Annotated in this window: 12 protein-coding genes; 4 read left to right on the forward strand and 8 right to left on the reverse strand. The window is 39.9% G+C overall.

The genetic code is table 11. From position 1 onward, the window contains the following. The first annotated feature begins 67 nt into the window (after positions 1 to 67). On the forward strand, positions 68 to 289 hold the full coding sequence (locus tag AY605_RS01720; protein ID WP_004278319.1) for a hypothetical protein: 222 nt from the start codon (positions 68 to 70) through the stop codon (positions 287 to 289). An 18-nt stretch (positions 290 to 307) separates the two neighbouring features. After that, positions 308 to 1180 (forward strand): lysophospholipid acyltransferase family protein, encoded by an 873-nt coding sequence (locus tag AY605_RS01725; RefSeq protein WP_064094751.1) that lies wholly within the window; start codon positions 308 to 310, stop codon positions 1178 to 1180. A gap of 21 nt (positions 1181 to 1201) precedes the next feature. On the opposite strand, the gene AY605_RS01730 is transcribed toward AY605_RS01725, so the two are convergent. Further along, positions 1202 to 2167, reverse strand: a complete 966-nt coding sequence (locus tag AY605_RS01730; protein ID WP_064094752.1) for a glycosyltransferase family 2 protein — start codon at positions 2165 to 2167, stop codon at positions 1202 to 1204. A gap of 660 nt (positions 2168 to 2827) precedes the next feature. Between AY605_RS01730 and AY605_RS01735 the strand changes: the two genes are divergently transcribed. After that, positions 2828 to 3952, forward strand: a complete 1125-nt coding sequence (locus AY605_RS01735; protein WP_064094753.1) for a glycosyltransferase — start codon at positions 2828 to 2830, stop codon at positions 3950 to 3952. A 1-nt stretch (position 3953) separates the two neighbouring features. Beyond that, entirely contained in the window at positions 3954 to 4976 is a 1023-nt protein-coding gene (locus AY605_RS01740; protein ID WP_171254890.1) for a glycosyltransferase family 2 protein, read from the forward strand. Positions 4977 to 4991: 15 nt separating this feature from the next. Here AY605_RS01740 and AY605_RS01745 read toward each other — a convergent pair whose 3' ends face one another. The 7 genes from AY605_RS01745 to AY605_RS01775 all read right to left on the reverse strand — a co-directional run bounded on the left by AY605_RS01745 (position 4992) and on the right by AY605_RS01775 (position 13553). Next, a complete protein-coding gene (locus AY605_RS01745) occupies positions 4992 to 6044 on the reverse strand; it encodes a glycosyltransferase (RefSeq protein WP_064094755.1) in 1053 nt (350 codons plus the stop codon). 6 nt (positions 6045 to 6050) lie between these two features. Then, positions 6051 to 6863, reverse strand: coding sequence for a glycosyltransferase family 25 protein (locus AY605_RS01750; RefSeq protein WP_228138630.1), 813 nt, complete (start codon positions 6861 to 6863; stop codon positions 6051 to 6053). 2 nt (positions 6864 to 6865) lie between these two features. Beyond that, positions 6866 to 7609: a hypothetical protein gene (locus tag AY605_RS01755; protein WP_064094757.1), complete on the reverse strand. Its 744-nt coding sequence runs from the start codon at positions 7607 to 7609 to the stop codon at positions 6866 to 6868. Positions 7610 to 7647: 38 nt separating this feature from the next. Then, positions 7648 to 8370, reverse strand: a complete 723-nt coding sequence (locus AY605_RS01760; protein ID WP_064094758.1) for a hypothetical protein — start codon at positions 8368 to 8370, stop codon at positions 7648 to 7650. Positions 8371 to 8498: 128 nt separating this feature from the next. Beyond that, on the reverse strand, positions 8499 to 9425 hold the full coding sequence (locus tag AY605_RS01765; RefSeq protein ID WP_004278329.1) for a branched-chain amino acid transaminase: 927 nt from the start codon (positions 9423 to 9425) through the stop codon (positions 8499 to 8501). A 24-nt stretch (positions 9426 to 9449) separates the two neighbouring features. Then, the gene (gene glnE, locus AY605_RS01770) at positions 9450 to 12200 is read right to left on the reverse strand and encodes a bifunctional [glutamate--ammonia ligase]-adenylyl-L-tyrosine phosphorylase/[glutamate--ammonia-ligase] adenylyltransferase (protein ID WP_064094759.1); all 2751 of its coding nucleotides are present in this window, start codon (positions 12198 to 12200) and stop codon (positions 9450 to 9452) included. A gap of 84 nt (positions 12201 to 12284) precedes the next feature. Then, entirely contained in the window at positions 12285 to 13553 is a 1269-nt protein-coding gene (locus AY605_RS01775; protein ID WP_064094760.1) for a sensor histidine kinase, read from the reverse strand. Positions 13554 to 13817 lie beyond the last annotated feature (264 nt).

Consider the following 13817-nt stretch of genomic DNA (forward strand, 5'->3'; position numbering starts at 1 on the left):
TGTAAGATTGAGTCGCATCTGGAACAGTGGCATAATAGCCATAGTTTTTAATCTAAGGTAATTAGCAATGGCTATGCGTCCTGCAGTTCGTAATCGCAGCATTATGCTTATTGTATTTTCAGTGGTTCAATGGCTGTTCATGCGCTATATCCTTGCCAACAACCTGTTCAATCTCGATACCAACGACCGTATTGTATATTTTTGCCTGAGTAGTATTTTAGGTGCCCTGCTGATTTTTGTGGGTTTGATTTATATGGTGCTGAAGGGCAATCCAGATAAAGATCTATAATCTGACTGTCTGGATCACATGTACACCCTACTCAAAAATTTCTCCAAGCTTCCGTTAAGATTCATTCAAAATCTTGCACAACTGGCCGGATCTCTTTTGTATCTCAGCCATTCTTCTGCACGCCGAGTGACTGAGATTAATCTGACCTCTGCTTATCCTGAACTTTCTGGAGCTGAACGGTCTGACTTGACCAAACGCAGTCTGAAAAGTCAGTGCATGACCTATGCAGAATCAGTCAAGATTTGGGGCTCCTCTCCTGAATACGCGCTGTCTTTAATTCAGGATGTGCATGGGGAAGATATTTTCCTGCAAGCTTTGCAAAATCCTCATGGCTGTTTGGCCGTGATACCACATTTTGGTACTTGGGAGCTGTTGAATGTCTGGGTGAATCAACACACCTCTCCTGTGATTATGTACAAACCCAGCAAGAATGAAGACATCGATCGTTTTATGCTGGAAGCCAGACAACGGCTCAAGGCGACCCTTGTTCCAACAGATGATTCTGGTGTGCGTGCTGTGTTTAAGCATCTTAAGCAAGGCGGTTTTTCTGCAATTTTGCCAGACCATGTTCCTAAAGAATCCGGGGGAATTTATTCTTATTTTTATGGCCAGAACGCTTTATCTTCTACCTTGCTTTCTAAACTGGCAGCTAAAACACAATGTTCAGTGGTCGGGCTGAGTTGCCTCAGACGCAAGGATCTTTCAGGCTATGATATTGTGGTGACCCCAATTTCTGACGATATTTTATCGAAAGATTTACAGCTTTCTGTAGATACCTTAAATAAAGAAATGGAGCGCATTATTAATGTCGCGCCAGAACAGTATTTGTGGGGTTACAAGAGATTCAGACGTCTAGCAGGCGGTGTTAATCTTTATAAACCGACTCATTGAAATCATGCGGTGTAATAATTGTCAGAAGATAGACCGTCGCGAACTGAGCCAGTTTTTATACCAGTAGAACAGTTTTGGATATTGTAACATCAGTCGCTTTTCCCAGTTCAAATGCTGTAATTTATCCTGTAAATAATCCAGATCGTGATGAATACGATGTAAAAATTTGCTGTAGATAGCAAAACCCAGTTTAAGGTTTCGTTCAAACAGGGCCAAAATGAGGTGCTCATACAATATCTGGAAATAGGGATTTTCCAGCTTGTCTCTATACAGGCTTAAGCCATATTCCAGACTCTTGATATGTTCTGGCTTAATTTCACCATTGGTAATACTGTCTGCCCTATAACGGTACCTGAACAGAGGCTCGGCAATTTCATAAATGATGAGGCCTTTACGATACAGGAATGGAATCGACAGCATGTCTTCGTAGAAATGATTTGGTGGAAACTGAAAGTCCTTTAAAAGTTTACGGTTATACACTCTTAACCATGTATACCAATAGTTTTTAAGAAACACGCGTTTTAAATAATCTGTATCGGCATAAACCAGGCCTGTCTGTTCAGCCAGCACCAGCGGTTTAGTCCCATACTGTTTATTTTCCATCAGCGCATTAAAGTGAATTAATTCCACCTCTGGTGCCTGCCTAATGACCTCTAAAATACGCGCTACAAAATGAGGCTCAACATAATCATCAGAATCCAGATAGGCAATATACTGCCCCTTCGCTACCGCATAACCATTATTACGCGCCATGCTAAGACCCTGATTTTCTTGGTGGATAATACGGATATTGGCCTGAGATGAATGGGTAGCAAGATAGTCTTCCAAAATTTCTATTGAACGGTCTTTACAGCCATCATCGACAATAATGCATTCGACCTCTGAACTCAGCTGGGGTAATAATGATGTAATACAAGCTTCAATATAGTCCTCTACCCCATATACAGGGATAATGATAGATAACACATAAGGATAGCTTGAACTCATTTTTTTTCTTCACTCAAATTTAACTAAGCCTTTATTATTGCTTTTATCAGAAATTTTTCTTCTTATTGAGGTATTTTTGTTCTAGCCGGAGCGTTAAGTGTAAGTACCCGTATACAAATATAGCTAACTTTATAATCAATATAGAAGCATCATGCAAAGGAGCCATACTTTTGCAGCTTACACCCTTTGGTTCGGATGGATAATCATAGTGATGACTGTCGTTTAATGCCAAGGCACGCAAAATAGCAGTACTACAACTCTTCGAAAGCCATAGACGCCATTATGACTTATACATGCGGGTTATAAAGCTGATGAAAATAATCTGATGTCTGGTGCTTAAGCAGCTTTAAAAATCAAAACAGTCTGTATTTATCAAATGGCATCTAAAAACTCAATATTCAGTGATCAGGCCAAGTTACCTTAGACACAGTTCATTAGCAGGTTATGATATTGTGACCGCCCAAATTTACGGTGACATTTCATCAAAAGATTTACATTTCTCTGTCAATATCTTAAATCAAAAACAGAATGTGTGATTTATATCACTCTAAAACAGTATTTGTCAGGATATAATCAGTGGAAAGCCTTACAAGACATACCTAAAAATCTTTATAATAAAGATTATCAATAAATTTCTACTTAATAAATCTATAGCGTCTGATGAAAAAAGAATTTAATCAATACCATATATTATTTATAGTGGATCATCTTAAAGGAGGGGGTGCAGAAAAAATTCTTCTTGATACCGCTACAAATTTAGAAAAGACTGGGCATCAAGTCACGGTTGTACCATTAAATCATCATGAGATTAAAATGGACATTCCCACGAATCTTAACTTCATAAAAGAAAGTTTTAATCAGTGTATTTGTTCAGGTAAATTACTCAGAAAACGAGAAACACCAACAGCCGATATAGAAAAGATTAATACAATAATTTCAGATATACAGCCGGATCTTATTATTTTATCGCATGCATTTGCATTCTGTCTTTCCGATTTTATCAGTGGAAATATATGGTTATGGATACATGGCGAGATTTTCAAATCATCCAGAAAACAGACCAATAATCCTTTCAGATGGTATAAAGAATACCGAAGACATTATCTCGATAAGAAATATTTTATTAAACTTTTTGACGGAAAAAATATTATTACCGTTAACCAGAATCTGGAAAAAGATTATAAGCACTTATTACCCCACTCACAAATTTTAACAATTTATAATGGTCTTGATATAAAACATATTGAGCAACAAAAATTAATAGAAGCCCAAAAGATCTGGGATTGCATATTTGTTGGTCGTTTAAGCCAGGAAAAACAGCCAGAACATGCTATCAGGGCATTTGCAAAATCTGAAAAAGCGAAAAACCTGCTCATTGTAGGAGAGGGTGATTTAAAGCCTTCACTACAGGATTTATGTAAACAACTAAATATTGAAAGTCGCGTAGAATTTATGGGATGGGTCAACAATCCGTATCCATATATTCAGCAAAGTCGGTTATTAATTTCCAGCTCGGGCAGTGAAGGTTATGGTTTAGTCATCTCAGAAGCACTTTACCTTGATGTTCCTGTAATTGCCTATAATGTAAGCGATGCGATTTCTCACCAATTGAGCATCGCAAATTTAGAAGAAAATTTGGTTACTCCCCAAAATATAGATGAATTGGCAGAGAAAATAGATCAAAATCTGAATCAAACCTATCGTACTTCTTTTGAGAAAAAACTGCTCTCAAATGAAACGATGGTTAATAAATTTTTAAACCTTATCAAGAATGATCATTACTAAAATGCTTTATTTAACTATCATCATCCCCATTTATAATGTTGAGAAGTATATTGTTGACTGTCTTCAAAGCATCATCGACCAGTTAGATGATCGGATTGAGATTCTATGTATTGACGATGGCTCAACAGATCATTCTATTGAAATTTTAAAAGATTATTTGAATCAGCAACCTAAATCTCTCGTAAAAAATATCAGAATCTTTCAACAGAAAAATTCAGGTGTCAGTTCTGCTAGGAATCTCGGTATTTCACATGCAAAAGGTACATATCTTACTTTCGTGGATCCAGACGATGTACTTTTAGAGACTTACGTTAAAGAGATAAATTTAGCTCTTTTAAATAATGTAGATGTAGTGAGTTTTGGATATAAAAAGCTTTCTGAAGATTTAAAATCAAGTACTGATCAATTTATTCCTCACTTTGTCAATCAACAGATTAGTAATTTACCCAGCAGTGAAAATGCTCTCATTGAAATTTTCAACTATAATCGCTGGTTTTCTGGAATTCATGTCTATAAAACCAGCCTGTTTAAAGATACTAAATTCCCAGAACTAACTCACTATGAAGATGCAGCAACCATTCCAAGTATAATGATAAAAGCCACATCATTTTATACGATTCCTAAACCCTTATATGGATACCGGATACGCTCAAGTAGTGCTACAAACTCTAAACAAGGTGCTAATATTGATAAGTCGCTGGCCTGTCTCGAACAACTTATTCCAATACTCATTGAGAAAACCAAGGTACAGGCGATTTTTATCATTCCATTAATGCATTTTTTTTATATTTATATCCATCAAAGTACCAAATACAAAAATAAGCAGACTGCAAAACTGAACTGGAAAAAATTTTCTCAACAAATTCAGCAATTGCCTTTTTCTGGCAAATTAATCAAAAATGAGCATAATCGACTTTTATACCAGTGCTTAAATTTGGGAATAAATGGGTTTTACCTGTCCAAATTAATGAGTCGCCTTTTACGTTCCCTCAAAAAGCGCTTAAGGAAGCCTTATCATCAATAATCAGCTTTAAATAATTTAAATAATGAGATCTAAATATTGGCTGGCTGCATAATCAGGTAAAAATTTTCGATCCAACCTAACTGGATTATTATCTGTTTGCTGTGAATATGCAGAAATTTTATCTGATAATGCCGAAATGTCGCCAGGTTTAACCAAACAATCAGATGGCAAAATTTCATTGGGACCTGATGGGCAATCAGTACTAATTACAGGTGTACCCAAAGCTAAAGATTCTAAAATGACCAACCCCAACCCTTCAAAATCAGATGACAACACCATAAATTTTGCATGCTTCATATAGGGATAGGGATTTTTTTTAAAACCTGTAAAAACAACTTTATCTTCAATACCTAACTCTTTAACTAGTCTTTGAGATGCCTCTAATAATTCGCCCGTACCCACCAAAACCAATTTTTCCTGAACATTCGCTTTTGCATACGCTTTAATTAAAACATCATGGCGCTTCTGTTGTTTAAATTTTCCAACATTCACAATATAGGGTGGATCAATATCTGGCACATATTCGTTAGCTGTTGAAACGACTTGCTTAACATCAATCGGGTTATAAATAGTGGTTATTTTACTTTTACGGCCAAAAACCTCAATAAAATCTTTATCAACACCTTGACTGACTGCTACGCATGGTTTCGCCAAATAAATCTTGGTCAGCTCTTTTCGCATCCCTTCCAGTCTTTCACCATATTCCAGACTGGTCGTGTTATGAATGACTAAATGAACATTAGGCAACTGGCTTTTAGACAAAATAAAATCGACAGGCAATAAGTTTGAAAGCACTAGATCAGGTGTGCCGATATTTTTTAGTACAAATTTATCAAATGCTTTGGCTGCAATACCGGAACGCATAAATTTAGGAATTGCACGATATTTTTGATAATCAAAAAAGTGGAGTTTTACGCCTTCAGGTATCGGTAAATCTATAATATTTTTAAAATAGACAATATGCGCTTCATGACCCGCATCAATTAAACCCTTTGCCAAAGTTAGAGCAAAACGTTCCGCCCCATTTCCCTGTAAAGTAAAAATAGCCAATACGATGGTTTTTTTCATACAGTATTAATCCTGAATAAATTTTTCTTGATTCAATTTAATCATTCTTTTTTCTGCTTTTCCCATAACTTGTAAATATCGTATCGCCATCGCAATTTGTCCCGCTAACCGTCTTTTTTTAAACGTGTATTTTTCTTTGATAGAGCTGAATTCAGGCTTAAAGTGTTCAGAACGGCCAATGGTCGAATCAAAACGCCCTTGTTGCAGGAGGCCATATGCGCCAAGCTGGTCTTCTTGAATAATCACTGCAGGTTCAGCTTGCAAACAATGTAATTCATAAGCAGAAAATATAAATCCATCTGCAATTGCCGGTGCGGTTTTTGCTAAACGATTTAATAATTTTTGCGCGCCACTCGGGTAGAGGATATAACCTGCTGCTCCGGTACGATCTTGATATAAATCATATAATTCGACCTGAGTATGATCTAAGGTACACACGGGTGTGCGACTTATAATTTTTTTACGGCTTCTTACTTCCAGATTGATTAAGTCTACATCTGGAAATTGTTGCTGTTCAATTTCGTTTAAAATTTCTTTTGCATTGGAAGCCAGTACTGCATCATCTTCAAGAATTAAACAGGGCTGACTCTTTTTTAGTACTTCTTCCCAGGCTTTTTGGTGACTGAGAAAGCAAGCCACCTCAACTTTACGCAAAGGCCTTTGCCAGCCAAAACCAAGTTTTTGGTATTGTTCTTCACTCAGATCAGCAACTGAAAATGCCTCTAATATTTCAAAATCCAGTCCTAATTTCCCAAATTGTCTTTTTTGAAAATCACGACGATTCTGTGAACTTTTTAAATTGATAATTAAAGTATTCACAATTACCACCATCTCGTCTTTTCACGAGTGTGACGCTGTTTAAAACGTGAATATACATTATTATTCTGATCAAGCTGTAATCTGTCAAAAATCTCAATTACAATTTGACCCAGTTCATGGGCCTCACATATTTGCTCGAGACGCCAGCGCATATTACGTAAAGTATCATCAGTTCCAACCGCAAATGCAGCCGTACCATCAAACAAGGCATAACGCTGTTGCTGCAATAACTGCTGATGTTCCGGATTTACTGTTAAAGACTGGTCACATAAAAAACGTTCAGTTTCCTGTAGTTTAATAGTGTTGATCAGTACCACTGCATTCATCAGAATTGCTTGTAATAGCGGATCATCTTCTAAATCAATAAAAGTATCACAGGCAGAAATTAACCAGCGTGTATTTAATGAAGCCAGTAAATAGTCACGCTCACTCAACCATAATTCTTTAAATCTTGCATAGTTATTCTGAACATCAACTTCACGACGAATGAGTACAATCAAGCTGGCATGATAATGATTGAGCGCAGACTGACCCACAAATTCCTGTTCAAGCTGTTCAATATGTTCATTTAAATCTTTAGCCGAACCATAGGTATAGCGAACTTCTTCACCACCAATCATCTGGTTTTTAAGTGCATCGAGGTCTACGTCATTAAACTGAGCGTAGACCTTGTCTGCCCCAAATCGACGTTGATGGCGACTAAATGAAAACCATTGTTCGAATTTACTTTTTTTTCTCACAGGCATTTGAAATCAAGTCTCTTCCAATCCTACATTTATTCCGCTTACTGCCACGCATCCTTAATCCACTGCGATGGCAACACATAACGATACCATTTACCACCCCCACCATTCACTGCATCTGGCGGATTAATCTCGCCATGAAAAACAATGATTTTGGCACCTTCAGGTTTTACCGGCGGCTTAAAATAAGCCATCGGAATTTTTTGCAGGCAATGATATTTGTAGCTCTTACACCAGCTCTCTGGCCAGTAGCTCAGTTTCTTCTCCCGATCTACATACCAAGACAGATAAGCCTGCTCATTACGGAATTTTTGACGAATTTCATCAAAATGTTCACGGAAATAAGGTAACAGACCTGGGAAAGCACCCAGTTTAAACCGGTAAACCGAACTGTTACCGGTAATACGCCACGGCCGTTTCCAGTCATGAATAATCAGAAAGTCGCCCGGATAGGTAAAGAACTCATCGATATTATCGACAATCACCACATCAAGATCGAGGAAGAGTGCATTGCCTTCCAAACCATAAAGATCAGGTTCAAAAGTGGACAGCTTGTTCCAGCCACGCTCAGGCGCACCTTCAGGCAATGCCAAAGGTGGAATAGGGAAACATTGTACTGCAGGATCAATGCCTTCAGTACGATCCGTCAGACAGACCATTTTAAAGTCCACTGTCGTATGTCGTTTAACCATATTGTATAAACGATTGACGTATTCCGAACCGTATTTGGTTCCCCATTTCATACAAATAACGATGTTACTCATTGCGTATGCCTAAGCTCATCTTAAAATCTTCTTGATGCTGAATATGATGACATAAGTTCGGCAGAATAAGTACATCAGTTAAAAAAAACCTCTCAAATGAGAGGTTTTTTCAAGCAGTAAATTCTGAATTACTTCACATAAGTTAACCAGTGTGCATATTTAGGATCTTTGCCCTGAACCGCATCAAAGTAAGCTTTCTGGATTTGAGTGGTGATTGGACCACGTACACCCTCACCAATCTGACGATCATCGTATTCACGGATTGGTGTTACTTCTGCAGCAGTACCGGTAAAGAATGCTTCATCTGCAATGTAAAATTCATCACGGGTAATACGGCGTTCAATTACGTCATAACCCAAGTCTTTAGCAATGGTAATAATGGTTTGACGGGTAATACCATCCAACGCACCACCTGCGATGTCAGGCGTATGAATCACGCCATCACGTACCAGGAATACGTTTTCGCCTGAACCTTGACACACATAACCTTGCGGGTCGAGCAGCATTGCTTCGTCATAACCTGAATGCGCCACTTCCTGATGTGCAAGAATCGACAGCGTGTAGTTGCCTGATGCTTTGGCCTTACACATGGTCACGTTCGGATGATGATGGGTAAATGAAGAAGTTTTTACGCGAATACCCTTCGCCATTGCTTCTTCACCGAGATAAGCACCCCAGCTCCATGCCGCAACTACGGCATGAATGGTATTGTCAGTTGCAGCAATACCGAGTTTTTCAGAACCAATAAAAATAATTGGACGTAAATAGCAAGACGCTAATTTGTTTTCACGAACAACATCAATTTGAGCTTGCTCTAATGCTGCTTGATCAAATGGAACTTTCATTTGATAAATTTTTGCAGAATTCAACAAACGCTTCGTATGTTCTTTTAGACGGAAAATAGCCGTTCCATTCGGGGTTTCATAAGCACGGACGCCTTCAAACACACCCATGCTGTAATGCAAAGTATGTGTTAATACGTGAGTTTTTGCCTCACGCCAGTCAACTAGTTGTCCATCTTGCCAAATGAAACCATCACGATCAGCCAAATTCATGCCACAAACTCCAATTTCTCACAATTATTCACTATCCAGTACAAAGTCTGCACTTGGATCAATCAGTCTTTGCCATAACTTGCAAACGGTCATTCGGGTATCGTGCCAATCGCTTGCAGACACTTGCATGGATTGATTTGCAAGGGCTAAGCGATGGCTCTCGGCGCGTTCACGGAGATAAGCTTGAATCAGAGCAGTCGCATCGTCGCTGGATAAGCAACCTGATTTTGCGGCATCCTCAAGAATTCGTACATTGTCGGAGAAATGGGCGAGATCTTTATTCGTCCCACTCCAAGCCAACACCGCATACTGTGCCATAAATTCGATGTCTACGATACCACCTGCATCTTGTTTTAAATGAAAAATACCATCTTTTTTTTGCTCTTTAGAAGAACCGAGATGCTCCTTCATTTTCTGACGCATTTTCAGTACTTCTGCCCGTACATAATTTTCATCGCGAGGCTGAGTCAGAATATCTCGCCGTAAAACTTCGAACTTTTTCCTTAAACTCATTTCACCCGCAATTGGACGGGCTCGTACCATGGCCTGATGCTCCCATAACCAGGCACTTTTAAACTGATACTGTTCAAAAGCTTTCAAACTGGTTACCAAAAGTCCAGCTTCACCCGATGGACGCAAGCGGGTATCGACCTCATAAACACGCCCATCCAGAGTTTGTGTGGTCATCAGTGACATGAATTTTTGCGCCACACGCATGGCAAATTCAAAGCCACTAATCGGCTTGAGTCCATCTGTATCGGTCTGCTCACTCATATAGTGAATAAAGACCAGATCCAGATCCGAGCCATAACCCAATTCAATTCCACCGACTTTACCATAACCAATGACTGCAAAAGCCGTATGCTCGACTGAACAGCGTTGCCCTTCGGCATCTAGAGGAAAACCATGTTTTTTCGCAACAATCTGATAGGCCAGATGCAGCGCTGCATTCACCGATACTTCAGCAATATCGGTCAAGGCATCGGAAACTTTCATTAAAGCACTTTCAGCCAGCACATCACTGGCGGCTACAGCAAGTACATTGGATTTTTTAAACAGGCGCAAAACCCGCATCTGGTCTTCGACCTGATCAATTTCAATCCGTAAAAGTTGCTGGCGCAAGGAATCTTCCAGATCCTTACGTTTTGGCAATTCAAAATCCATCGACAGGAATTCATCCAGTAGCACCGGATAATGGGTCAGTTCTTCACAAATCCATGGGCTGACCGTGGCCATCTTCACCAGTCGCTGCAAAGCCCCTTTACTCTCAATTAACATCACCAGATATACCGTACGGCGCATTACCGATTCCACCAAGGGCATCAGTCGTACCAGTGCTGTCTGCGGATCATCTGACTGTAAAACTGCTTCGATTAAATGTGGCCAAAAAGTTTTTAAACGCTGCACTGCTTTGGCTGGTAATTTTTTTAAGGCATGCCCATTCCAAAACTCATAGACAAGATTTTTTGCATTGTCATCCAAAACTTCTTGCAGTCGGTTTTCTAGCTGTGAAAAACTTTCAATCAGGGTATCCGGACCATTTTCCTTAATCAAATGATCAAACTGATACATCACCTTGCTACGCTTCGCATTGAGATACGCCATAAAGCTGTCCCAATCGGCAAAACCCAGGGTATCTGTTATACGCGCCCTTAATTCTGGCTCAGTCGGCAATGATTGTGTTTGCTGATCATTCAGTGCCTGAATCGCATGTTCAACCCGGCGCAGAAAAAGATAGGCATCTTCCAGTTCCTGTACTGCCTGTTCGTCCAGCAATTCGGCATCATCCAGATGATTCAGATTCACCAGACACTGGCGATCCTGCAATTCAAGCTTGGCGCCGCCGTAAATCAACTGGAAAACCTGCACGATAAACTCGACTTCGCGAATGCCGCCAGCTCCGAGCTTGATATCATCTTCTATATTCCGGCGTTGTACTTCACGCTCGATCATGGCTTTCATTTCGCGCATGGCTTCAAAAGCACTGTAGTCGACGTATTTACGAAATACAAATGGTCGGGTCATCTCCAGCAGCTCATCGCCTTCCGGACTTGGATTGACAATTCGTGCTTTGATCCAGGCATAGCGTTCCCATTCACGCCCATGCTGGCTCAGATATTTCTCCAAGGCCACGTGACTGATTGCCAGTGCTGAACCATCTCCCCAGGGACGCAGGCGCATGTCGACGCGAAATACAAAACCGTCAGCAGTGATCTGATCCAGCAAATGAATCAGTTTCTGCCCCCAGAGTATGCAAAATTGCTGTACATCAATACATTTACGCCCATCGGTTTCACCCTGCTCGTCGAAGGCGAAAATCAGATCAATATCACTGGAAAGATTAAGTTCTTGTGCCCCGAGTTTCCCCATGGCAATGACAATAAGATCCTGTACTTTTCCATTATAGCCAATCGGTTGACCATACTTGGCAACAAGCGGAATACGGGCAAAATCTTTTGCTGCACAGATGCTGGCATCAGCAAAATCGGAGAGTTCTTGGGTCAGAGTGATAACATCGGTCAGTTGGTTGGCATCCTGCCAGATCCAGCGAAACATCAGACGGGCCCGCAGAATACGCATTGCACGCATCCAGGCGGCTTCATCAGTAATATTCAGGATGCAGTCCTGTACCAGCTGATCAATGTATTCCCGACTGAGTGAGCCCTGAAACTGGTCAATTGCATAATCCTGTTCCAGTAAACTCTGGTGATTGGCCAATACCTGTTCCGCATATTGGCTGGCTCTTAAGGTTTTCTGCAATTGTACTGCATTCATCACTCAACTCTTCCCCTGAAACATTCTGCTTAGTTATAGCAGGAGTTTTGTCTCAAGGGGAATGTTTTAGTTTGAAATTTATTTTTAAGACTGCTCGGCCTGCAGGTCTTCAAGCACCAGTGCCTGATGATCATTGGTGACCATCGGTAAATACACGGTAAAGATAGTGCCTCTGCCCTCTTTGGAATCCACACTAATTTGACCATGATTCAGGTCAATAAAGCGCTTGCACAGTACCAAGCCTAAACCGGCACCTTTCTCTTCAGCCGTACCTCTGACACTGACACCCAGCGTCGGTTTGAACAGATTCTGCATCTGCTCTTCAGTCATACCCAAACCTGTATCCTGAATGGTAATTTTAACCTGCTCGCCTTCCATTTCAGCTGCTAAAATGACTTTTCCGCCTTGATCGACTGGCGTAAATTTCAGCGCGTTGGACACCAGATTCTGCAATACAGAGGTAATCATATTAATATCCGCGTGGACCTTAATGTCTTCCGGGATATTGTCGATTAATTCAATCTTTTTCTTCAAAGCCAGACTTTTCAGTACACTGCAGACAATTTTACTAGACTGTTTGAGCTCGTAATTAATCGGATGATAAACAAAGCGTCCACCCTCTGCCATCGCCCAGGTCAGCAGGCTTTCCAGCAGATTATAGGTAGCTTGTGCATTATCATATAAGTAATCCGCAATGCTCTGAATACTGGATTCATCCAGTGTGTCACGTTCCTGTGCCAGAACTTCGGAAAAGCCCAGCAAGCCATGAAATGGCGCACGCAGATCATGCGCGATAATCTGGAAAAATTTGGTTTTACTGAAGTTTTGTGCACATTGCTGTTCATATAACTCTTTCAGATTATTATGTTCCTGATTGAGTCTGATACGATTCACTAAACTTTCAGCAAATTGTTTTACAGTGGCAATATCTTCCTGATCAAACAGGTCAGTCTGATCATCAAAGAATACAACCTGGCCTAAAGAATCACCTTGACCCGATTTTAAATTAAATGCGACAAGTCGCTGATGCATCACGCCAAGACTTTTCAAGTAGTCCGACAGTTCTGCATATGCGGGATGCAGGCAATCTATCACATCTGCCTGTAGCAGATATGCAGGTATACTAATATCCTTGGGAGCATGCAGACCCCGGAAACCACGCGGACAGCTGTACCAGATATAAGGTTCCGTATGAAAGCCGATAATACTGGTTTTAACATCCAGGACTTTACGGGCAACATTACAGAAGGTGTCTAATAAATTATCAGAGGTATAGACACCTAAAATGAGAGATATACGGCACGAGCTTAAGAGCTCCGTATTCTGACCGACCTCTAGCAGTTTTAGTTCCATGTCTGCCTCTTTGAATGTTTATAGAATATAGGAAACACAGCCGACCAAATTTATACAATCAATAACAAAGATTCTATATTTACTCAACGATGAAAACTCACATATAGATTAAAGGATTTGTTAACCTGTTTCTATCCAGATACATTGACAACCCCAAGGCACTGATATTTAATTAATTAAGAATAACTTGAAAATTTGTTATTCAAAAAAAATGCTCCATAAGTGTTTGAAATTAATATATCTCACCTTAAGTAAACATGTTTA

The sequence above is a fragment of the Acinetobacter sp. SFD genome (assembly GCF_001647575.1).
Taxonomy (GTDB): domain Bacteria; phylum Pseudomonadota; class Gammaproteobacteria; order Pseudomonadales; family Moraxellaceae; genus Acinetobacter; species Acinetobacter pecorum.